The following is a 22,621-nucleotide window of genomic DNA, read 5'->3' as shown; positions in this document are numbered from 1 at the left end:
AAGATTAAGATTCGAGTTGTTTTTCAAGATGAGTCTCGTTTTGTACAAGTGAAATATTTGTTTTTTAAATATAAGATGGATTTAAATCCGATGATGAAAGAGCTAGAGAAAAACGCTGAGCTATCAGCTGATAAAATGAAAGATGAGGTTACAGTGAAAAAGGAAGAAGTCGTTGTTAAAACGAAAACGGTTGAACAGAAAGTCATTGAAGATTCCATGGAGTTAGATGAGAAGCCCAAGATAAAGGTGAAACGAGTTAAGAAAAAGAAGCGAGTTGAAAAAACGCAGGAAAAAGTGAGTCGCCCAAAATTAAGGCAGATGATTAGGAAGTTTAAATTGTTATTTAAAACGGGTAAACGAGTGCTTGTGCGCTTTACGAAAAAGATTAGGGTGCATCAGTTGGATTCAGTGATTCATTTTAGTGTAGATGATCCGATGTTAAATGGGTGCTTACTCGGTAGTCTTTGGGCCATGCAAGCCAATGTTTATGGATTTATTAGTCGTTATGTCAAGAAAGTTGACCACTATCACTTTGATGTTTTGAGCCAATTTAGTGGAAATCGTATTTTTGTTGATTTTACGTGCATAGTCTCATTTAAATTAGTCGATATTATAGTTGTCTTATTAACGTCTTTTAGAGATTTAATGACAATTTTAAAACTAATTCGTAAAGAGGAGGATTTATAGTATGGGTGAGCATCCAATTCATAATTTAATGAAAATTTCAATGGAAAATATAAAACAAATGGTTGATGTAGATACGATTGTTGGAAATCCTGTTAACACAGAGAGCGGAGACACGATTATTCCAATTTCTAAAGTTGCATTTGGATTCGCAGCAGGAGGTAGTGAATTTGAATCCACTACGAATACAAATTCTGATCAAAATCCTCCATTTGGTGGAGGTAGTGGTGGAGGAGTTTCAATTACGCCTATTGCCTTTTTAGTGGTAAATCAACAAGGTGTTGAAATCAAACATCTTGAGGAACGTACACATTTATATGAACGTCTTCTTGAACAAGTACCTAAAACAGTCAATAGTATTATGAACGAATTTGATAAAGATTCAAAAAAAGGCGAGTAAATCATTTACTCGTTTTTTTTTGTTAAAACATCTAGATGAATTAAGGGGGATGAAAAAAATGATAGAGCTAGGTAAGGTTGTGAAGCTTTTTATAATGTTCAAGTAAAAAAGTAAACGTTATAACATTTTTTGGTTTAGTGAGTGACATTCAATAAAAGTTGTAGTAAAATCAATTTGTATATCATGAAGAGGTGATGTTTAGTGCCAAGACCTGAAGTAATTGAACAACTATTTGATCTTGTCGATGAAACGTCGATGATCATCAGTTCCGAGTTGAAAATGAATTATTTACAAGCCATGTGTGAATCTTGTGGAAATATTATGTCACAAGATGTAAGTCAATCAGTTAACGAGGAAATTAGACAGGCATTAGAGAAGCAGTATTCTGATTTAGAGGAATTAGAGTTTACTCAAGAGGAAATAAGAAAAGCTCTTCAGTTAGCTATTTTGAAAGGATTAAAAGCCGAGCGTGTAACGAACGCGGTAATGACTCCAGATTCGATTGCCTTAATGGTGTCTTATTTAATTTCAAAATTTATTCCAAGTGCTAAAGAGATGACTGTCGCTGATTTAACAGTGGGAACAGGAAACTTTTTAACAGCCATTTTAAATCAGATTGATGTGGAGCCTCAGGCGATTTATGGAGTAGATGTTGATAAAGATTTGTTACAAATTGCATACACGCTTTCTGATATGCAAGAGCATGCGGTTCAGTTCTATCAACAAAGTTCATTAAAGCCGATGTTAGTTGAGCCACTAGATTTAATTGTTGGAGATTTACCGACTGGAGAAGTAGTAGACTCATCAGAGTTAGTTGACTTGGAGTTATCATTAGTGAGTAAGCAGGTAACGTATTTACCTTATTTATTAATTGAAAATCATCTCAAGTATTTAAAACCAGGTGGTTATGCTTTTTATGTCATTCCAAATGATTTATTTAGTCAAAAAGGTTCAACTGAGTTTCATCAGATGCTGACATCACAGGCCAATATTCAGGCATTATTACAATTGCCATCATCAATGTTTAAAAGTCATGAGTTAGGTAAGAGTTTATTTATCATTCAAAAAAACGGTGAAGCAATTCAACCGATTAAAGAAGTGTTAGTAGCCCAATTACCAAGCTTTAATGATAGAGAAAAATTTGGTCAAACTTTAAATCGTATTGATAATTGGATCAAACTTAATAAGTAAAAGTGGAGGGAATAGTCATGACTAAAATTTTATCAGTAAATGCCGGAAGTTCATCATTAAAATTTCAATTATTAGAGATGCCTGCACAAACCGTTATTACAAAAGGTTTAGTTGAGCGTATTGGATTTGAGGATGCAATCTTCAGTATTAAATTTGAAGATGAAAAAGTTGAAAAAGTATTACCAATTAAAGATCATAGCGTAGCGGTTCAATTATTATTAGAAGCGTTACTTGAACATAATATCGTAGCATCTTACGATGAAATTAGTGGAGTTGGACACCGCGTAGTTCACGGTGGAGAAAAATTCGGTCACTCAGTCGTTGTGACACCTGAAGTGTTAGCTGATATCGAAGCTTTATCAGAATTAGCACCTCTTCACAACCCAGCAAATGCATTAGGAATTAAAGCATTTATGAAAGAATTACCACATGCTGTTTCAGTTGCAGTATTTGATACAGCATTCCACCAAACAATGGATAAAGATGCTTATTTATATCCAGTAAAATACGAGTGGTATCAAGACTATGCAATTCGTAAATACGGATTCCACGGAACATCTCATCAATTCGTTGCAGAGCGTTGCGCTGAGTTATTAGAAAAACCATTAGCTGAAACTAAAATTATCACAGTTCATATCGGAAACGGTGGGTCTTTAGCAGCTGTTAAAGGTGGACAATCTGTTGATACAACAATGGGATTCACTCCACTTGCGGGAATCATGATGGGAACTCGTTCTGGAGATATTGATCCAGCGATTTTACCATTCATTATGGAAAAAGAAAATTTAACAATTGACCAAGCGGTTAATGCATTAAATAAAGAGTCAGGATTATACGGAGTATCTGGAGCATCTTCAGATATGCGTGATATCTTAAAATTAGTATCTGAAGGCAATGAGCGTGGAATTATTGCGTTTAACTTATATGTTAAACGTATCTGTGACTACATCGGTTCTTACTTTGTATATTTAGGTGGAGTTGATGCGATTGTCTTTACAGCTGGTATCGGTGAAAACTCTATTCCAGTTCGTAAAGCAGTTGTTGAACGTTTAGGAGCTTTAGGAATTACATTAGATGAAGCTGCTAATAATGTCATGGGAGAAGAAGCTTTAATTTCAACAGCAGATTCAAAAATTAAAGTATTCGCTATTCCAACAAATGAAGAGTTAATGATTGCAAAAGATACTTACGCATTTGTTAAATAGTAAATGAAAAAAAAGAGATTCTAGTGATAGAATCTCTTTTTTTATATCAGACTAATTTCAGTCGAATTTTACAACATTATGATATAATTTAAATAATAAATTCTTTAAGAGGTGAAATTATGTTGCAGCAAATTTGGAGTGAAATTGTGAAGTACGATAAGATTATGATTCATCGTCATGTAAGCCCAGATCCAGATGAGTTAGGATCACAAATTGGGTTAGCAACGTTAATTAAGTCAACTTATCCAAATAAGGTGGTAAAGATGCTTGGCTTTACAGAACCATCGTTACAGTGGATGGGAGAGATGGATGAGGTAAAGGATGAGGAGTATGAAGGGGCATTGGTGATTGTTTTAGATACGGCGAATTCTCCACGTATTGATGATACACGTTATAAAACGGGTGCCTTTATGATAAAAATTGATCATCATCCTGTTGTTGAAGATTATGCGGATTTAAATTATGTAGATACGTCGGCAACCGCTACATCAGAAATTATTGTGCATTTATTTAAAGCTAATCAGGAGCAGTATCAATTAACGATGCCACTTATTTCAGCGGAGCGTTTATATACTGGAATTATTGCGGATAGTGGTCGTTTCTTATATGATAATACAACAACATCAACTCTTGAGTGTGCAGCCTTTTTATATGATTGTGGGATTAATCGTAATCAAATTCATGATCAGCTGTATAAGCGTCCTTTAAATATTATTCAGGCACAAGGGTTTGTGTTAAGTCACTTTAACGTTAGTGAACAAGGCGTTGCTTATTTTACAATGACAAAAGATGAGCAGGAATCATTTGGTTTAACAACTGGAACTCGTTCCGCATTAGTGAACGTGTTGGCAAATATTGAAGGGATTCATGTATGGGTTTGCTTCTTTGAGAATGAGGATGGAAAGATTCGAGTGAATATTCGTTCAAATGGACCGGTTATTAATACGGTTGCTCAAAATTTTGAGGGTGGAGGACATCCTAAAGCATCTGGTGCGATGATTTATGAATGGTCACAGTGTGATGCAGTGATTAAAGCGTTAGATGAGGCATGTATATCCTATTTTAATGTATAAAAAGTAAATGTTTGGAAAGACTATTGACAATTGCCAGTGGTCTTTTTCTATGTTAGAATGAGTTCAAACGTATGTTTGGGTTTGAGAAAAGGTAGGGATCGGTATGAGTTTTGTACATTTGCAAGTGCGGTCAGCCTATTCACTGTTAAGTAGTTCAATTAAGATTAAAGAACTTGTTGATTTAGCACTTGAAAATCAAATGAGTTGTTTAGCTTTAGTTGAAGAGGGGACCATGCATAGTGCGATTAAGTTTTATAATGCTTGTCGGCGTGTGAATGTTAAGCCGCTGATCGGAATGAGTGTTAACGTTCAGGGAGATTCATTTATTGATGAATGGGTAATATTGGCGCGTAATCAGTGCGGGTACCAAGGGCTTTTAAAAATTGCCTCTTTTATTGCGAAGCAAGAAGGTGTTGTTCTTTATGAGCAAGTGTTGCCCTTTGTTCAGGATTTAGTCGTGATTACAAGCGGTGAGCACGGGATGCTTTGTAGTGGCATTGAGGAATACAAAGAGGAGCGTTTGCTTCAATATTATGAGTCATATTTGAAGTCTATTCCGCATTTGTATATCGGGCTGATGCGCGTTAATCAACGAACATATGAGTTGTCAAAGCATTTGATTTCTTTTGCAAGTAATGTTAATCGTCCGATTGTGGCACTCAACGATGTCAGGTATTTGAAAAAAGAGGATGCCAAGACGTTAACGTTGTTACAGGCGATTAAGCAGAATCAATCGGTAGAAGAGTTGCCACTTGTTGATTACGAGCGTTATTTTAAGAGTGAGTGTCAAATGAAAGAGTTGTTTGCAGATGTACCAAACGCTTTGATGCAAACTGAGCAGATTGCAAATGATTGTGAGGTAGAAATTCCACTACATCAATCGTTATTGCCGAAGTATCAAACGCCTGAGGGGGTATCTTCTGATTCTTATTTAGAGGCACTTTGTTTTAAGGGACTTGAGAAACGCTATGGCCATTTAGAGTATGCTAATCGATTGAAGTATGAGTTATCGGTCATTCATAAGATGGGATTTTCGGATTATTTCTTGATTGTCTGGGATTTTGTGCGTTATGCGAAAAGTCATGATATTTATGTAGGTCCTGGTCGTGGCTCAGCAGCGGGATCATTGGTGGCGTATGTTTTAGGTATTACGAATGTCGATCCGATCAAGTATGAGTTGTTATTCGAGCGATTTTTAAATCCTGAACGAATTACAATGCCAGATATTGATATTGATTTTCAGGATAATCGACGGGATGAAGTGATTCAATATGTACAGAATAAGTATGGGAGTCACTGTGTTGTTCAGATTGCAACGTTTGGAACTTTCCAGTCTAGATCTGCCTGGCGTGATTTAGCACGTGTTCATCAGGTGGAAACGACTTTAATTAATAAAGTGGCGAGCTTTATTTATTCAGGAAGTACATTGAAAGAAATTTATGAGCAAACAAAAGGATTACGAGATTTTTTCTCCACTTATCCAAAGCTTGAAGCTATTTATAAAGAGGCTGAAAAAATTGAGGGATTGCCACGTCATACGTCGATTCATGCAGCGGGTGTTATTATTAGCGATCATGATTTAACAGATTATACAGCGATTATGGAGGGTCCAACAGGCATTTATGTCTCCCAGTATGAAGCTGAAGATTTAGAGATGATTGGTTTATTAAAGATGGATTTCTTAGGTTTAAAAAATTTAAATATGTTACAACAAATCACGACTTTAATTAAAAGTAGTGTCGCACCTGAGTTTGATATTAATAAAATTCCATATGATGATTTAAAGACATATGAAATGATTTCACAGGGACAAACGACGGGGGTCTTCCAGTTAGAATCAGAAGGAATGCGGCAGGTATTAAGAGCGGTTCGACCTAATTGTTTGGAGGATATTATTGCTTGTAATGCCCTGTTTCGACCAGGACCGATGGAAGGAATTCCGTTATTTGCAGCAAGGAAGCATCATGAACAGCCGATTGAATACTATCATCCAAGTTTACAGTATATCTTATCTAAAACGTATGGCATTATTGTTTATCAAGAGCAGATTATGCAGATTGCGAATGTGGTATCAGGCTATTCTTTAGGAGAAGCTGATGTTTTAAGACGTGCCGTGTCGAAAAAGAAGAAGGAAATTTTAGAGAGAGAACAGAAGACGTTTGTTGAGAAAGCAATAGAACGTGGTTATCACCAAGAGATTGCCACCCAGTTGTATGAGTTAATTTTGAAGTTTGCAAATTATGGATTTAATCGAAGCCACGCAGTGGCGTATAGTATGATTGCTTATCAGATGGCTTATTTGAAGAGACATTATCCAAGTTATTTTATGACGGTGGCTCTTTCAAATGTGATTGGTAGTGAAAGTAATACGGCACAGTATGTAAAAGAGGCGAAACAGTTAGATATTTTAGTGTTACCGCCGTCAATTAATAGTAGTGGTTTAATGTATCAGATTGAAAATGAAAATATTCGATTTAGTTTATTACCGATTAAACATATCGGGATGAATTTAGCTCGGCAAATTGTGGCGGAGCGTGAACGGGGATTGTATAAGAGTTTTTATGATTTTGTGAGTCGTACAAGAAGTTTTTTAAATCAACGTGCCTATGAGGGGTTAATTGATGTGGGAGCAATGGATGAGTTTGGGTATAACCGGACAACTCTACATCATAATTTAACTGCGATCTTAGATTTTTCGAAATATGATGGCGGGTTGTTTGAGACTGATTTTGAGATTATGATGATGAAGGAGACGTTGTCATCAGCTGAGAAGATGAAGCGGGAAAAAGAATTGCTTGGTTTTTATTTGAATTCTCATCCGATTCATTTAATGAGAGATCAGGCAAAGGAGAAGGGTTGGTATTTCCCGAGTGATTTGATTCACCTAAATGTTTCAACTATTACGTGTGTCGGATTTGTGGAAAAATTTAGAGAAATTAGAGATAAAAAAGGAAAGCTGATGGCATTTATGGATATTTCTGATGAAAATGGAACAGTGTCTGTCACTATTTTTTCTGATGTTTATAAATCAGAATATAAAGCGTTATTAGGGAAAATTGTGGTTATTAATGGACGTGTTTCAATAAGAAATAGTGAAAAAAATATTAATCTCAGTAAAATAATAGCGATTTCATGACAGTTTCAGGTCGGAAATGATTTATAAATAGACAAAATACTGATATAATATGGGAGGAATAATCTTCATTAAGTGGATGATGATCAAAATTCTAGTGTGAGGTGAAACACTATGGTAAAAAGAATTGGTGTGCTTACTAGTGGTGGAGATGCACCGGGTATGAATGCAGCCATTCGTGCCGTTGTGCGCGCAGCAATCGCTAATAATATCGAAGTTTTCGGTATTTACAACGGATATGCTGGATTAGTTAAAGGTGATATTAAACCTCTAACGAATACAGAGGTTGGTGGAATCATTAACCGTGGTGGAACTTTCTTAGGTTCAGCACGTCTTCCAGAGTTCAAAAACATCGAAGTTCGTGAACTAGGTGTAGAACAATTAAAGAAACATGGTATCGAAGCAGTTGTTGTTATCGGTGGCGATGGTTCTTACATGGGAGCAAAAAAATTAACAGAGATGGGAATCAACTGTATCGCATTACCAGGTACAATTGATAACGATATCGTAAGCAGTGATTTCACAATTGGATTTGATACTGCATTAAACACAGTTATCGATGCCATTGATCGCTTACGTGATACGTCAGCTTCACACGCTCGTTGTAGCGTTGTTGAAATCATGGGACGTCACTGTGGTGACTTAACAGTTTGGGGTGCTATTGCATCTGGAGCTGAAGAGTTAATCGTTCCTGAAAAAGGAATCAACATGGATGAAATCGTAGCCCAAATCGAAGAAGGTAAAAAACGTCAAAAGAAACATTACATCGTGACTTTAGCTGAGTTAATGACAGATGCACATGAATTAGCTAAAGAAATTGAAAAACGTACTGGTGTTGAAACTCGTGCAACTGTTCTTGGACACACTCAACGTGGTGGGGCTCCAACAGCATTTGATCGCGTGTTAGCAAGCCGTATGGGTGCTTATGCGGTTGATTTATTAATCGCAGGTGAAGGAGGACGCTGTGTTGGAATTCGTGACAACAAGTTAACTCACTTTGATATCTTAGAAGCACTTGATTTACCACGTGTATTCGATGAAACAATGTTCAATTTAGCTAAACAATTATCTTAATTATTTCAACTGAAATAGGCATAAGATTATTGAATATACCCAAAGGAGCGAACTAGGAAATGAAACAATCTTTCAAAAACACTAAAATGATTTGTACAATTGGTCCTAAATCAGAACCAAAAGAGATGTTATCAAAATTAGTTGATGCAGGAATGAACTGTATCCGTTGTAACTTCTCTCACGGTGATCATGCAGAGCAAAAAAATCGTATGGATTTAATCCGTGAAATCAATAAAGAAAAAGGAACTCATGTAGCTATCTTATTAGATACTAAAGGACCTGAAATCCGTACTCACTTATTCGAAAACGGTGGAGTTGAATTAGTTGCTGGTCAAACTGTACGCGTTGCTATGAACGAAGTATTAGGAACAGCTGAAAAATTCTCTATCACTTACCCAGGATTAATCAAAGACGTAGTTGTTGGTGGAACAATCTTAGTTGACGATGGATATGTTGAATTAACAGTAACTGAATTAGATACTGCTAACCAAGAAATCGTATGTACAGTTAAAAACTCTGCATTCGTTAAAGACCGTCGTGGAATCAACGTACCAGGTGCTAAATTAAACATGGAATTCATCTCTGAAAAAGATCGCGCAGATATGATCTTCGGATGTGAAATGCAAGTGGATTACATCGCTGCATCATTCGTTCGTCGTGCAGAAGACGTATTAGCTATCCGTGAAATCTTTGCTGAGCAAGGAAATACACATACACAAATCATCGCTAAAATCGAAAACCAAGAAGGTGTTGACAACATGGATTCAATCCTTGAAGTTGTTGACGGAATCATGGTTGCTCGTGGAGATTTAGGGGTAGAAGTACCTGCTGAAGATGTACCATTAATCCAAAAAGAAATCATTGCTAAATGTAATGCTGCTGGAAAAATCGTTATCACTGCAACTCAAATGTTAGAGTCTATGCAAAAAAATCCTCGTCCAACTCGTGCAGAAGTATCTGACGTTGCTAATGCAATCTTCGATGGAACTGATGCAATCATGCTATCAGGAGAATCTGCTGCTGGACAATATCCATTAGAAGCTGTTGAAACAATGGCTCGTATCGCTCGTCGTACTGAGCAAGCTTTAGATCACCAAGAAATCATCGCTCGCGCTATGGCTTCTTCAAGCCGTGACGTAGCATCTGCTATGGGGTTAGCTGTTGCTGATACTGTAGAAGATTTAGGAGCTCAAGCAGTTATCGCTTGTACTCAATCAGGAGCTACTGCTCGTGCTATCTCTAAATACCGTCCATCTGCACCAGTAATCGCTGCTACTTCATGTGAAAAAACAGCTACTTCATTAGCATTATACTGGGGAGTTCAACCAGTTGTTGTTGCTGAAACAGCTAACACTGATGAATTATTAAAAACAGCTGCTACTGTAGCTACAGAAGTTGCTGGATTAGAAGCAGGAGAAACTGCTGTTGTTACTGCTGGATTACCAGCTGGTGAAGGTAACACTAACTTAATGCACATTCACGAAGTTAAATAATTTACCTATACATACACACACTTTTTAAAGGAGGGATTTCCCTCCTTTTTTTATTATTAAGAGGTTGATTAGAATGGTAGAAACAACATTATGTTATATAATTCATGAGAAAAAGGTTTTAATGATGTACCGAAATAAGAAAGAAAATGATTTTCATGAAGGGAAGTGGAATGGATTAGGCGGAAAGATAGAAGAAGGCGAAACGGCATACGAGGGGATACGACGAGAGGTGTTAGAGGAATCAGGGCTAATCATCAAGAATCCAGAGCTACTAGGGGTTTGTTATTTTCCTAGTTTTGATGGAGAGGAAGAATTGATGTATCTATATAAGGCAATTGATTTTGAAGGGGATTTGATTGAGTGTAATGAAGGAGATTTGAGTTGGATTGATGAAAAGCAGTTGTTATCGTTAAATATTTGGGAAAGTGATCAAGTCTTTTTACCGTATGTATTACGCGGTGAACGTTTTATTGGGGTGTTTCACTTTGAGGGGAAAGTTTTAAGGTCATATGAGATTAAAAAGGGGAGTGAATCTGATTTAATTCGTTTTTCGATTGAAAAAGGAAGTCATGTACTTTAAGTCTATTATTAAAAAAGTTTTATTACAACGATAAAAAGAACGGCTTGAGATAAACCGTTCTTTTTTTTATTTTATTTTAATGATTAGCACAATGGGCGTTTTGGTTGTTGAGGGCATTGTGGTTGCATGGCAAGGGCACACCAGTCTTCATTTCTTAGACCATGATCATATTGATGACATTCCATTCCTTCTTCTTTACAGATGACATAATCATGGTGATTGTGATGGTGATGAACTGTTTTAACAACGACTGGTACCACATGTTCTACACGGTGATGATGGTGTACTTCTGGCATACAGCAAACAGTTGGTTCAATGACTTGGCAGCAAGTTTCATAATGTACAGGCATTGGGCAACATTGCATTTGTGTTTGGCACATTTGAGGTTGAGGCATTACTGGAGCTGGGCACATCATTTGAGGTTGAGGCATCACAGGGACTTTTGTTTCACATTTTGTTTCTTTTGTTTCTGGAACTTTTACCATTTCAGTTTTAACAGGCATTTGTTGAGTTGCAGGCATTGCATACATCATTTGAGGTTGAAGGTATTCTTTTCTCATTGGAGACATCATTCCACAGCATCTATTATATCCATTCATAAAAATCATAACATCCTTTCATATTGTAATTCAATTACAATATAGTATATTACCTAGAGCTTAAATGGTTATGGCACATGCCCAAGTTAGCAAAGAAAAGGATGAAAAAAAGGACTTTTATACGAGATAAAAAGTCCTTATAGGATGATTATTTCAGTGTTTCGATAACAAAACTAGTATCAGTTAGTTCAAAGTTAGCTAAGAATCCTGAAGAGGCATAAAGTTTTTGATCATCTGTAATAAATAAGGCTTCCACATCAGATAAAGATTCGATTAGCTTCATTCCTTCATCGAGTCCTAGTACAAATGACATAGTTGACAAAGCATCGGCAGACATTGAACTTTTTGTGACGATTGTAACTGACTTTAGATTGTTTTCTACAGGATAGCCTGTTTTAGGATCAAGGATGTGGTGATAAATCTTTCCATCTTGTTGGAAGTAGCGTTCGTATGTTCCAGATGTCACAACGGTTTTATCTTTGACACTTAAAATTCCTAAGTAGTCACCACGTGGAGAGAATGGATTTTGAACTCCAATTCTAAAAGAGTCTCCATTTGCTTTTTCACCATAGGCATAGACATTTCCACCTAAATTGATGATGGCTTGTTTATTTCCGTGTTCTTTTAGAATTTGGGCTGCGACATCAGCTGCATATCCTTTTGCAATGCCACCTAAGTCGAGTTGCATTCCTTTATCTTCTAGTTTAACAGCATAATTTTCTTCATCAAGTAGCACTTTATGATAATCGATATGAGTTAAGCTTTGTGCAATTTCATCACTATTTGGAACATGAGCATCTTCAAATCCAATTTCCCATAGTTTAACGAGAGGGCCGACTGTGATATCAAAGCTACCATTTCCAAGTTGCGAATAGTAAACTCCCGCTTTAATGACATCGAATGTTTGTTTTGAAACAGGAACGTAGTCGACTCCTGCTTGTTGATTGATACTGATTACTTCACTCGTTGTAGCATTATTAATGGTCATTTCTTTTTCAATTTGCTCAATCGCATTGAAAATTTCATCAAAGATTTCTTGTTCAGGATTATCGTATAAGGTAATCGTAACGATGGTTCCTAGTAAGTATTTATTTTGCGAGACAGGTTCGTAGTTTTTTTGTTCAGTTCCTAGATTCTGGTTAGGTGTTTCTACTTGTTCTTTTGCTTGGCAACCTGTTGTGAGTAAAACGGCTACTAGCATTAAGGATTTCAAATATTTCATAGTATGTAACCTCCAATAATTGTCCTTTAATAGGATACCACAATATAGAGCATAAAAAAACGACAAGATGTTCACTTTGTGAAATCTTGTCGTTTTTTTTAATCGATTGTTGGTCCGCTTGCTAAGGCTTGAATGACTAATTCAATAAATTGATTCACTTCAATTGTAACGCCAGAGATAGCATCAGTTTTATTATCTTCGTTATAAGTAATTAGGGTTGGATCTTGGATGTTAATAAGATAAGATTCCAAAAGTTGAGCTTGGTGATTCCAATTTTGAATTTCCTCTGTTGAATGTCCACCTGTTAAGTTGTCATCTTCTTTAATGGCATCCCAATGGGCTGCAACAATGTAGCCATTTTCAACAATAAGGTTAATATTATATTTATATCCATCTGTAAATGTTTCCTGCTCTGCATAATAATGTCCATCTTGGTAGTTTCCTTTTTCAATTGGACCGTCTGCAAGAGCCGTATTCATAAGTTGTAAAAATGGAGTGACTGAGATTGTCACACCAGAAATAGTATCAGTTTTTCCATCTTCTGTTGTTTGGATAGCAGAAGTATCTTGATTATTAATAATATATGATTCTAATTTTTCGATTTGTTCGTGCCACTTTAAGGATTCAGTATCTGCATCAGACATAAGATACTCATCTGTTTGTGACAGAGTGCGTTTATCTTCAGTTGCAGTTTCATTAATTGAGTTAAATTCAATGGTGGTGATGATGCCGTCTTTAATCTCTAAGGTTACCGTGTTTTTCCATCCATCTTCTGAATAAGTTGAATCTTCAGCGAAGTATAGACCATCTTTTAAAACAGTAAGCTGTTCACGGGCATCTATATCACTTAATTGAACTAAATTGTTATCACTTAGTAATAGTGGCTCTTTAGAGTTAACTTCATTAGCACTACAGGCTGTTAATAGACTAAACGCAGAAATAATTGTCAGAGATACGACTTTATAATTCATAAAAATACCCCTCCCTATAACTTTAAATAAATTATGGTCTTATCTTTAGTATAGTTAGTGTTATTCTAACATAGGTTGAAAGACTATTATATAGGAAAAAGATGTAATTGTTGTCGAATATGTATAAAAAAAATTTATAAATGATATAGTTATAAAGAGGGAAGGTAGGAATTTTGAAGGGATTGCATCTACATAAAAAGGTTGAATTTGTGAAAAAATGTGATAAAATTAAGGTGGGTAAATTACGACATGTTTTTACAAATAACTCTTATATTTAACTTTTATCTAATTTGATGCTATTATAAATGAATGGATTTTTTATAGGTAAAGGTTAGATACATCTACTAATCAAGTGGTGTTAATAGAGTTAGCTTTTTTATGTTAAGGAGTATTAACGTAGGAAAATAAAACATGAAAGATTTTAGGAGGAGTATCATGAAAAAGATTGTTGTCCTTGGTGGAGGATACGCAGGTGTACTTACCGCAAAAAAATTAGCAAAAAAATTCAAAAAAGATCAAGATGTAAGCATTACATTAATTGACAAGCAATCTTATCACACAATGTTAACAGAGTTACATGAAGTTGCTGCTGGTCGTGTGGATGAAGAATCAATCCGTATGGATTTAAAAAAGATTTTTGCTGGTCGTAAAGTGGATGTTGTTTTAGATGAAATTACATCAATTGATTTTGAACAAAAAGTTTTAACTTCAAATTCAACAAAATATGACTATGATTATTTAGTAATGGGAACAGGATGTAAACCAACATTCTTTGGAATTCCAGGTTCAGAAAATGCTCACCAATTATGGTCATATACAGATGCTGTCAACTTACGTGAACACATTTTAAATATGTTCCGTCAAGCAGCGCTAACATGCGATAAAGAAAAACGTAAAGAATTATTAACATTCGTAACCGTTGGAGCTGGTTTCACAGGAGTTGAAATGGCTGGGGAACTTGGAGAATGGAAAGATGAATTATGCCGTTCATTCCATATCGATAAAGAAGAAGTGTCTTTATATATCGTAGACTTTGCTCCAAAAGTGTTACCAATGTATCCAGATAAATTAGTTAAAAAAGCGGAGCGTCGTTTAGAAAAATTAGGAAATCAATTAGTGATGAACTCTGCTGTAAGTGAAATTAAAGCGGACAGTGTTGTCTTAAACAAAGGTGAAATGGTTATCAATACACGTACTGTTATTTGGGCAGCAGGAATTGAAGGATCAGATATTGTTGATTCTGCTCAAGTAGAAAAAGCAGGACGCGGACGTATTGTGACAAATGCTCAATTACAGGCTAAAGATCATAAAGATGTTTATGTTGTTGGAGATAACATTTTCTACATTCCTGAGGGAGAAGAACGTCCTGTGCCACAGATGGTTGAAAATGCAGAGCATTCAGCGCCAGTTGTTGCACATAACATCTATGTAGATATTAAAGGTGGAGAGCACAAATCATACAAGCCAACATTCCATGGTTCAATGGTATGTATCGGTTCTCGTTATGGGGTAGCTCAAGTTGGAATGCCAGGATTCTGGATGAATTTATCTGGATTCTTCGCGATGTTCTCAAAACACTTCATTAACTTAGTGTACTTTGTTCAAGTTTTAGGATTTAATAAAATTTGGTCTTATTTAATGCATGAATTCTTCCATACAAAAAATAACCGTTCAATGGTAGGTGGATTATTATCAAATTCAGCTCCAGTATTCTGGAAATTCCCATTACGTATTTTTGTCGGATTCATGTGGTTACAACAAGGTTTAACAAAATTACCTAAAGTTATTCATGACTTTAATAATGTTTTCTTATTACCTTCACCTCCAAAAGCAGATACATTATCTGCTGCATCAGGAGCAGTGTCAGAGGCTGTAACAGCAGCATCAGGAGTTGTAACGGAAGTTGTCACTCAAGCATCAGGAGCTGTAGCAGATGCTGTCACTCAAGCATCAGGTGTTGTGACTGAAACTGTAAATCAAGTAGCTGCAAATGGTGATATCTTTACAACAATTTCAAATTTAATTCATGATTTCATGAACTGGATTGCAGTATTACCAGTTCCAGGATTTGTTTCAGATATGGTTAATTGGTCAATGGATGCCTTCTTCTATACTCCAGATGGAACACAATTCACTACTCTTGCAAGCTTAGTTCAAGGTGGAATGATTTTCGGAGAAATCATCTTTGGTATTATGTTAATTATTGGTTTATTCACACCGGTCGCTGCTATTGGTACTATTGCAATGGGATGTATGATTTGGGCTTCAGGAATGGCACCAACTGAGATGTTATGGTATTTAGTAGGTGGATTTGCGTTAATCGGAAATTCAGGTATGGTACTTGGATTAGACTATTATGTGTGGCCTTGGTTACGCGAAATGATGAAACGTATTCCATTACTTAAAAAATGGTATTTATACGTTGACTAAATAATATGATTTGAAAGAGAAACATAGAGAATACTATAGTAGTATTCGCTATGTTTTTCTTCTCATTTAGTGTTATTGTAGTATCTAACAAATTCAACAAGAAGCAATACATACAATCGTTAGTCAAAAAATGTAGGTGATAACACATGAAATCATTCTGGAAGGATCAGCCAGACATTGTCGCACATTTAGAACAAGTCAATCATATTATTAATCAACAGTTAACCGTTAAACAATCAAAAATGAATGAGATTTTAAAAGATTTAGCTCAGTCTGGAGGTAAAAAAATTCGTCCAGGATTATGTATTATCGGTGGTGAATTTGGAGATAAGGACATTAAGCATCTTTATCACTTATCTGCTGTTTTAGAAATGTTGCATATGGCAACACTTGTTCATGATGATATTATAGATGATTCGGTACAACGTCGTGGTCAGTTAACGACACAACAAAAATACGGTAAAGATTATGCTGTTTACACAGGTGATTATATTTTTACTAAATGTTTTGAAATCTTAGCAGAGCATTATGAATTGCATCATATGAAAGAATTATCTAAAACAGTTTCTCGTGTTTGTATGGGAGAAATTGATCAATTTGATGGCCGATTTAAATCTCATACTTCGGTTAAAAAGTATTTAAAAGTCATTGGTGCTAAAACATCTGCTTTATTAGCTGTTAGTTTATCCGTTGGGGCTTATGAAAGTGGATGTGACGAAAAATTCTGTAAGAAGCTTGGAAAAATTGGGCTTCATATTGGAAACGCATTCCAGATTATTGATGATATTTTGGACTATGTTGGTGACGCGTCTCGCGTTGGAAAAACATTAGGAAATGATATTCGTCAAGGGTATTATACGCTTCCGTTACTATATGCTTTAAAACATAATGATGATAGGCTAAATGAGTTATTAGCGTCAGAAACTTATACAGATGAAGTAGTTTCACGTATTATTGAACGCGTTAATGAATTGGGTGGTGTTAAACAAGCTCAAGAGTTAGCACATAAATATACAGTGAAATCTTTAAAAGAAATTAAAAGTTTGCCAGCAGGTCAAGCCCGTGATCATCTAGAATGGGTTACCAATCAATTATTAGCTCGTCAACACTAATAATGAAATTTCAATGGACAAATCATTTTCTGATTTGTCTTTTTTTTTGTAAAATTATTATTTTATAAGTCATATTTAATTGAATAATTCCCATTTTAATATAATCTATTCTTATTAAGTAAAAAAATAGAAAAATAATGAATTTGTAATCTACATAATCATTACTTGTTAGGTTACAATATAACAAGTAGTACTTGTATAATTTTTCTAAAATTAGAAAGAGAGAGTATAGTTGGTGTACTACAAAGAGTTTAAATCATAGAAAGGAGTTTATTCTATAATGAAAACATTACAACGCGTTGGTAAAGCCTTTATGGTACCGGTTGCGCTTTTACCAGCGGCAGGTCTACTACTAGGAATAGGGGCCTCAATGCAGCAATCATTATTAGATTATTTACCGTTTTTAGGTACAGAATTTTGGCAGATGGTCGCAATGGTAATGAAAAGTTCGGGACAGATTGTTTTTGATAACTTGCCGTTATTATTTGCAATTGGAGTTGCCTCTGGATTAACAGGAGACAAAGGAGTGGCTGCTTTAGCGGCGACGGTTGGATTCTTAATTATGAATGTGGTGATTGGGGTATTTATGCCGGTTACATTACCTGATCAGTTATATGCAAATGTATTAGGAATCGAAACGTTACAGACCTCTGTTTTTGGTGGAGTGCTTATTGGGTTATTAACGGCATATTTATATAATAAATTTTATACCGTTAAGTTTCCTGATTTCTTATCTTTCTTTGCTGGGGCACGATTTGTTCCCATTATTACATCAGTAGTAGCGATTATTGTAGGGGTTATTTTGGCTTTTATTTGGCCTCCAATTGGAAACCTAATTGCAAGCTTTGGTAAAATTGTGGCAGCAGAAGGAACGAATCCTCTTTATATTTGGATTTATGGAATTGCAGAACGTGCCTTGATTCCGTTTGGACTACATCATGTTTTTTATTTCCCATTATGGTACACAGAAGCAGGAGGTATTTATACTTCAATTGATGGTGTGATGAAAATGGGGGACCAACAAATTTGGTTCCAGCAATTAGCTGATTATTCGACATATGGCTATCAAGCGATGATTGAAAATGTTCAGGCACAAGGTGCAACACTTGCAGGACGATTCATGACTGGAAAATATCCATTTATGATTTTTGGATTACCAGCGGCTGCTTATGCGATGTATCAAGAAGCAGCACCAGCCCGTAAAAAAGCGATTGGTGGATTATTGTTATCAGCTGGGTTGACGGCTGCTTTAACAGGAATTACAGAGCCGATTGAATTCACCTTTTTATTTGTAGCACCTGTTTTATTTGCAATTCATGCGGTACTAGCAGGATTATCATTCATGCTGATGTACTTATTTAATGTTCATGTCGGAATGACATTTTCAGGTGGATTAATTGACTTATTAATTTACGGAATTTTACCTGGTAATGATTTTACGAACTGGGTTCGTATTATCATTGTCGGAATTTTCTACGCTCCAATTTATTATTTCTTATTCCGTTTTGCGATTCGTCGTTTCAATTTACCAACACCAGGACGTGGTGAAGCTGAAGATAAGCTGATGAGTAAAGCTGATTACCAAGCGGCTAAAGGAACGAATTCAAGTGAAAAAGCAGCGGCTATTTTAGAAGCATTAGGTGGGGCTAGTAATATTGAAACATTAGATGCCTGTATGTCACGTTTACGTGTTTCAGTTCATGATATAGACGAAGTGGATGAGACTAAAATCAAAGCTTTAGGTGCCACTGGAATGTTTGTTTCAGGAAATAATTTACAGGCTATTTTCGGAACAACTTCTGATCAATTGAAAACGCAAATTGAAGCAATTATGGCAAAAGAAAAGTAAAAATAAGACAAAAAGACCTTAAAAAAAACATTTTTTAACTAATGTTAGCGTTATTTTTATAAAAAATATCGAAATATATCTATATTTGTTGGAAAAAAACAATATAATATATATGAAAGATATTAGGAGGTGCAACATGGGAATTTTCGATTTATTCAAAAAGAAGAAAGAAGAACCTAAAAAAGGAGTTTTTGCTCCAATCACAGGAACATTATTATCAATCACTGAAGTTCCAGACCCAGTATTTAGCCAAAAAATGATGGGAGACGGATTTGCAATTGAACCAACTGAAGGAAAAGTATATTCTCCAGTTGCCGGGAAAGTGTTAAACGTATTCCCAACAAAACATGCAGTTGCATTACAATCTGACGAAGGACATGAAATTTTAATTCACTTCGGTATGGATACTGTAACATTAAAAGGTGAAGGATTTACTGCTCACGTAGGTGAAGGAGATATTGTTACACCTGAGACTTTATTATTATCAGTAGATTTAGACGCTGTTCGTCCTAAAGTACCATCTTTAGTAACACCAGTTGTTTTCACTAACTTAAATGAAAAAGTTATTGAATTAAAAGTAACAGGTCCAGTTACACACGGTAAAGCTGATATTTTAGAGATTAAATAATTTCGTAAACATATATCTTGATTTTTAGATAGTGACAAGATAAAATAAACTTGAAATCACTATCACAAAGAGGAGCGATTATTGATGGAAAAGATTTTCACAATTACAGATGAAACTGGATTACATGCTCGTCCAGCGACAGTATTAGTAAACACAGCTAGCAAATTTGGATCAGAAATTTCATTAACTTACCGTGATAAAAAAGTTAACTTAAAATCAATCATGGGTGTTATGTCTTTAGGAATCCAACAAGGTGCACAAATCACTATTTCTGCTGAAGGTGACGATGCAGAAGCAGCTATCGCAGCATTAACAGAAACTATCACAACTCAAGGATTAGGTGAATAATACCTTTTCAAATAACAAACAATAGTACTGGCTCGCCAGTACTTTTTGTTTTTTGAAAAACATATTTTTAAGCGTTATTAAATTATTTTACCTTCATTTTAATAAAAATATAAAATATGTCAAAAAAACATTAATTTGCGACAAAATCACTATATGTAACGGGTTTCAGACGACCTAAAAAAATAAAACGGTGTTGTGTAACGGGTTTTATCTGTTATAATAGTTAGGTACAAAAGCATTTCATAATTGAAAGGGGTAGCATTGTGAACATTAAAGGTATTGCAGCATCAAACGGAATTGCTATTGCAAAAGCATTTAAATTAATTGAACCAGAATTAACAGTTGTTAAATCAACAGTTACAGATATTGAAGCCGAAGTAGAACTTTATAAATCGGCGTTAGTTAAAACAACAGAAGATTTACAAAAGATTAAAGTAAAAGCTGCTCAAAATTTAAGTGAAGAAGAAGCGGCTGTATTCGATGCTCATATTAATATGGCAAATGATCCTGAGTTACTTTCTCAAACAACAGATAAAATTAAATCTGAAAGCGTTAATGCACCTTATGCATTCGATGAAGTATCAAACATGTTTATTATGATGTTTGAAAGCATGGATAATGAATATTTCCGTGAACGTGCAGCAGATATTAAAGATATTAAAAAACGTATTTTAGCACACTTATTAGGTGTTAAAGTAAATGATCCAAGTACAATTGATGAGCAAGTGGTTATTATTGCTGAAGACTTAACACCTTCTGATACAGCTCAACTTGATCGTAACTTCGTTAAAGGGTTTGCGACAAACATCGGGGGACGTACATCTCACTCAGCGATTATGGCTCGTTCATTAGAAATTCCAGCTGTAGTTGGAACAAAAACAATCTTAGAAGACGTTAAAGATGGAGATATGATTATCTTAGACGGATTAGAAGGAAATGTTATCATTAACCCAACAGCTGAGCAAATCGCACACTACGAAGAAGTAGCTAAAGCTTATGATGCTCAAAAAGCTGAATGGGCAAAATTAAAAAATGAAGCAACAGTTTCAAAAGACGGACAACATGTAGAGCTTGCTGCTAATATCGGAACTCCAAAAGATGTTGAAGGAGTACTTGCTAATGGTGGAGAAGCCGTTGGATTATACCGTACTGAATTCTTATATATGGGACGCGATAACTTCCCAACTGAAGATGAGCAATTCGAAGCTTATAAAGCAGTATTAGAAGCAATGGGAGAAAAACCAGTTGTTGTTCGTACATTAGATATCGGTGGAGATAAAGAATTACCATATCTACATTTACCAAAAGAAATGAACCCATTCTTAGGTTACCGCGCTGTTCGTTTATGTTTAGATGATACAGATTTATTCCGTACGCAATTACGTGCTTTATTACGTGCTTCTTCATACGGAAAATTACGTATCATGTTCCCAATGATTGCAACTTTAAATGAATTCCGCGCTGCTAAAGCTTTATTATTAGAAGAAAAAGCTAACTTAATTGCAGAAGGTGTGACAGTTTCTGAAGAAATCGAAGTCGGAATGATGGTTGAAATTCCATCTGCTGCGGTATTAGCTGATCAATTCGCTAAAGAAGTTGACTTCTTCTCTATCGGAACAAATGACTTAATCCAATATACTATGGCTGCTGACCGTATGAACGAAAAAGTTTCATACTTATACCAACCATATAACCCAAGTATTTTACGCTTAGTAAAAATGGTTATTGATGCTGCTCACAAAGAAGGTAAATGGACTGGAATGTGTGGAGAAATGGCAGGAGATCAAACAGCTATCCCATTATTATTAGGATTAGGATTAGATGAATTCTCAATGTCAGCGACTTCAATCTTACCTGCTCGTTCATTAATTAGCAAATTATCAAAAGCTGAAATGGCTGAATTAGCTCAAAAAGCTTTAAATATGTCAACAGTTGAAGAAGTTATTGAATTAGTTGAAAACATTCAAAAATAATCCAAATTAAAATGTGAAGAATTTATTCTTCACATTTTTTTTGTTTTCTAAGAGCAGAAATTTAAATTGAAGAATAATTAAGACAAAAAACGACATCCTAATAAAGAACTTCGAAAGGAAAAGAGTTGAGATAAAAATGATATCAGTGTTAAAAACTAAATTTTTTGGATCCATCAGTTTAAAAAGTGGATTATTTTTTATGTTCCTGATGATAACTTTTTGTAGTCTATTTATGGGGTCATTTGATACATTTGCGGCAACCGTTGAAGATAGAGTGGACGATTTTATTTATAATAAGGAAAAACCAGAAAAAGTCGTTTATTTAACATTTGATGATGGACCTTCTAGATATAGTTTAGAGATTTTAGATGTGCTAGATCAATATGATGTACCCGCCATTTTCTTTGTGATTGGTGAAAATATTGAACTGTTTTCGAATGCCAAAGAGATATTAACAGAAATGGTGGAGCGTGGACATTATATTGGGCTTCATAGCATGACACATAATATGGATAGTTTATATCATGGTCCAAATGCTCCTCAAAACTTTGTTAAGGAAATGTTGGCTGATCAAAAAATGGTTTATGATTTAACGGAAGGATTTACAAGTCAATTATGTCGTCCACCATATGGTGGACGACATAATTGACTTGTAA

The 22,621-nt window shown here is 35.3% G+C and carries 19 protein-coding genes; 16 read left to right on the top strand and 3 right to left on the bottom strand.

Features of this window, described 5'->3' with window-relative positions; genetic code table 11:
• The 9 genes from QWC74_RS06620 to QWC74_RS06580 all read left to right on the top strand — a co-directional run.
• Window positions 1-687, top strand: a 687-nt coding sequence (locus QWC74_RS06620) for a DUF2953 domain-containing protein (protein ID WP_288993948.1), incomplete at its 5' end; no start/stop codon positions are given.
• Between the two features lies 1 nt (window position 688).
• Entirely contained in the window at window positions 689-1,084 is a 396-nt protein-coding gene (ytfJ, locus tag QWC74_RS06615) for a GerW family sporulation protein (RefSeq protein WP_006785148.1), read from the top strand.
• Between the two features lie 201 nt (window positions 1,085-1,285).
• Window positions 1,286-2,275 carry a class I SAM-dependent methyltransferase gene (locus QWC74_RS06610; protein WP_006785149.1) on the top strand — a complete coding sequence of 330 codons (990 nt, stop codon included), beginning with the start codon at window positions 1,286-1,288 and terminating at the stop codon, window positions 2,273-2,275.
• A gap of 17 nt (window positions 2,276-2,292) precedes the next feature.
• A complete protein-coding gene (locus QWC74_RS06605) occupies window positions 2,293-3,480 on the top strand; it encodes an acetate/propionate family kinase (RefSeq protein WP_006785150.1) in 1,188 nt (395 codons plus the stop codon).
• Between the two features lie 119 nt (window positions 3,481-3,599).
• Window positions 3,600-4,553 carry a bifunctional oligoribonuclease/PAP phosphatase NrnA gene (locus QWC74_RS06600; RefSeq protein ID WP_288993947.1) on the top strand — a complete coding sequence of 318 codons (954 nt, stop codon included), beginning with the start codon at window positions 3,600-3,602 and terminating at the stop codon, window positions 4,551-4,553.
• Window positions 4,554-4,656: 103 nt separating this feature from the next.
• Window positions 4,657-7,689, top strand: a complete 3,033-nt coding sequence (gene dnaE / locus QWC74_RS06595; protein ID WP_006785152.1) for a DNA polymerase III subunit alpha — start codon at window positions 4,657-4,659, stop codon at window positions 7,687-7,689.
• A gap of 111 nt (window positions 7,690-7,800) precedes the next feature.
• The gene (pfkA, locus tag QWC74_RS06590; protein WP_006785153.1) at window positions 7,801-8,760 is read left to right on the top strand and encodes a 6-phosphofructokinase; all 960 of its coding nucleotides are present in this window, start codon (window positions 7,801-7,803) and stop codon (window positions 8,758-8,760) included.
• A 59-nt stretch (window positions 8,761-8,819) separates the two neighbouring features.
• Window positions 8,820-10,253 carry a pyruvate kinase gene (pyk, locus tag QWC74_RS06585; protein WP_006785154.1) on the top strand — a complete coding sequence of 478 codons (1,434 nt, stop codon included), beginning with the start codon at window positions 8,820-8,822 and terminating at the stop codon, window positions 10,251-10,253.
• 73 nt (window positions 10,254-10,326) lie between these two features.
• Window positions 10,327-10,833, top strand: coding sequence for an 8-oxo-dGTP diphosphatase (locus QWC74_RS06580; protein WP_006785155.1), 507 nt, complete (start codon window positions 10,327-10,329; stop codon window positions 10,831-10,833).
• Between the two features lie 83 nt (window positions 10,834-10,916).
• Here QWC74_RS06580 and QWC74_RS06575 read toward each other — a convergent pair whose 3' ends face one another.
• The 3 genes from QWC74_RS06575 to QWC74_RS06565 form a co-directional block, all read right to left on the bottom strand.
• A complete protein-coding gene (locus QWC74_RS06575) occupies window positions 10,917-11,432 on the bottom strand; it encodes a hypothetical protein (protein ID WP_006785156.1) in 516 nt (171 codons plus the stop codon).
• 148 nt (window positions 11,433-11,580) lie between these two features.
• Window positions 11,581-12,654, bottom strand: coding sequence for an FAD:protein FMN transferase (locus QWC74_RS06570; protein ID WP_006785157.1), 1,074 nt, complete (start codon window positions 12,652-12,654; stop codon window positions 11,581-11,583).
• Between the two features lie 98 nt (window positions 12,655-12,752).
• Entirely contained in the window at window positions 12,753-13,625 is an 873-nt protein-coding gene (locus tag QWC74_RS06565; protein WP_006785158.1) for an FMN-binding protein, read from the bottom strand.
• A gap of 435 nt (window positions 13,626-14,060) precedes the next feature.
• Here QWC74_RS06565 and QWC74_RS06560 point away from each other — a divergent pair, with 435 nt between their 5' ends.
• The 7 genes from QWC74_RS06560 (at window position 14,061) to QWC74_RS06530 (ending at window position 22,614) form a co-directional block, all read left to right on the top strand.
• Window positions 14,061-16,055, top strand: coding sequence for an FAD-dependent oxidoreductase (locus QWC74_RS06560; protein ID WP_006785159.1), 1,995 nt, complete (start codon window positions 14,061-14,063; stop codon window positions 16,053-16,055).
• A gap of 146 nt (window positions 16,056-16,201) precedes the next feature.
• Window positions 16,202-17,167, top strand: coding sequence for a polyprenyl synthetase family protein (locus QWC74_RS06555; protein ID WP_006785160.1), 966 nt, complete (start codon window positions 16,202-16,204; stop codon window positions 17,165-17,167).
• 280 nt (window positions 17,168-17,447) lie between these two features.
• On the top strand, window positions 17,448-19,016 hold the full coding sequence (ptsG, locus tag QWC74_RS06550; RefSeq protein ID WP_006785161.1) for a glucose-specific PTS transporter subunit IIBC: 1,569 nt from the start codon (window positions 17,448-17,450) through the stop codon (window positions 19,014-19,016).
• A 136-nt stretch (window positions 19,017-19,152) separates the two neighbouring features.
• Window positions 19,153-19,644, top strand: coding sequence for a PTS glucose transporter subunit IIA (locus QWC74_RS06545; RefSeq protein WP_006785162.1), 492 nt, complete (start codon window positions 19,153-19,155; stop codon window positions 19,642-19,644).
• An 81-nt stretch (window positions 19,645-19,725) separates the two neighbouring features.
• On the top strand, window positions 19,726-19,992 hold the full coding sequence (locus QWC74_RS06540; RefSeq protein ID WP_262942040.1) for a phosphocarrier protein HPr: 267 nt from the start codon (window positions 19,726-19,728) through the stop codon (window positions 19,990-19,992).
• A gap of 263 nt (window positions 19,993-20,255) precedes the next feature.
• Entirely contained in the window at window positions 20,256-21,965 is a 1,710-nt protein-coding gene (gene ptsP / locus QWC74_RS06535; protein WP_006785164.1) for a phosphoenolpyruvate--protein phosphotransferase, read from the top strand.
• 232 nt (window positions 21,966-22,197) lie between these two features.
• Window positions 22,198-22,614 (top strand): polysaccharide deacetylase family protein, encoded by a 417-nt coding sequence (locus QWC74_RS06530; RefSeq protein ID WP_288993946.1) that lies wholly within the window; start codon window positions 22,198-22,200, stop codon window positions 22,612-22,614.
• The last annotated feature ends 7 nt before the right edge of the window (window positions 22,615-22,621 follow it).

The organism is uncultured Turicibacter sp. (assembly GCF_938044715.1).
In the GTDB taxonomy this organism is placed as follows: Bacteria; Bacillota_I; Bacilli_A; order MOL361; family Turicibacteraceae; genus Turicibacter; species Turicibacter sanguinis.
Note: the sequence above shows the minus strand (reverse complement) of the source record. Positions and strands in the feature narration are given on the sequence as shown.

Excerpts from the sequence above, each read along its gene's own strand:
- pfkA (WP_006785153.1), top strand. The coding sequence starts at position 7,801 with ATGGTAAAAAGAATTGGTGTGCTTACTAGTGGTGGAGATGCACCGGGT.
- QWC74_RS06600 (WP_288993947.1), top strand. The coding sequence starts at position 3,600 with ATGTTGCAGCAAATTTGGAGTGAAATTGTGAAGTACGATAAGATTATG.
- dnaE (WP_006785152.1), top strand. The coding sequence starts at position 4,657 with ATGAGTTTTGTACATTTGCAAGTGCGGTCAGCCTATTCACTGTTAAGT.
- QWC74_RS06560 (WP_006785159.1), top strand. The coding sequence starts at position 14,061 with ATGAAAAAGATTGTTGTCCTTGGTGGAGGATACGCAGGTGTACTTACC.
- QWC74_RS06580 (WP_006785155.1), top strand. The coding sequence starts at position 10,327 with ATGGTAGAAACAACATTATGTTATATAATTCATGAGAAAAAGGTTTTA.
- ytfJ (WP_006785148.1), top strand. The coding sequence starts at position 689 with ATGGGTGAGCATCCAATTCATAATTTAATGAAAATTTCAATGGAAAAT.
- QWC74_RS06555 (WP_006785160.1), top strand. The coding sequence starts at position 16,202 with ATGAAATCATTCTGGAAGGATCAGCCAGACATTGTCGCACATTTAGAA.
- QWC74_RS06605 (WP_006785150.1), top strand. The coding sequence starts at position 2,293 with ATGACTAAAATTTTATCAGTAAATGCCGGAAGTTCATCATTAAAATTT.
- ptsG (WP_006785161.1), top strand. The coding sequence starts at position 17,448 with ATGAAAACATTACAACGCGTTGGTAAAGCCTTTATGGTACCGGTTGCG.
- QWC74_RS06575 (WP_006785156.1), bottom strand. The coding sequence starts at position 11,432 with ATGAATGGATATAATAGATGCTGTGGAATGATGTCTCCAATGAGAAAA.
- QWC74_RS06545 (WP_006785162.1), top strand. The coding sequence starts at position 19,153 with ATGGGAATTTTCGATTTATTCAAAAAGAAGAAAGAAGAACCTAAAAAA.
- QWC74_RS06565 (WP_006785158.1), bottom strand. The coding sequence starts at position 13,625 with ATGAATTATAAAGTCGTATCTCTGACAATTATTTCTGCGTTTAGTCTA.
- pyk (WP_006785154.1), top strand. The coding sequence starts at position 8,820 with ATGAAACAATCTTTCAAAAACACTAAAATGATTTGTACAATTGGTCCT.
- QWC74_RS06570 (WP_006785157.1), bottom strand. The coding sequence starts at position 12,654 with ATGAAATATTTGAAATCCTTAATGCTAGTAGCCGTTTTACTCACAACA.
- QWC74_RS06530 (WP_288993946.1), top strand. The coding sequence starts at position 22,198 with ATGGGGTCATTTGATACATTTGCGGCAACCGTTGAAGATAGAGTGGAC.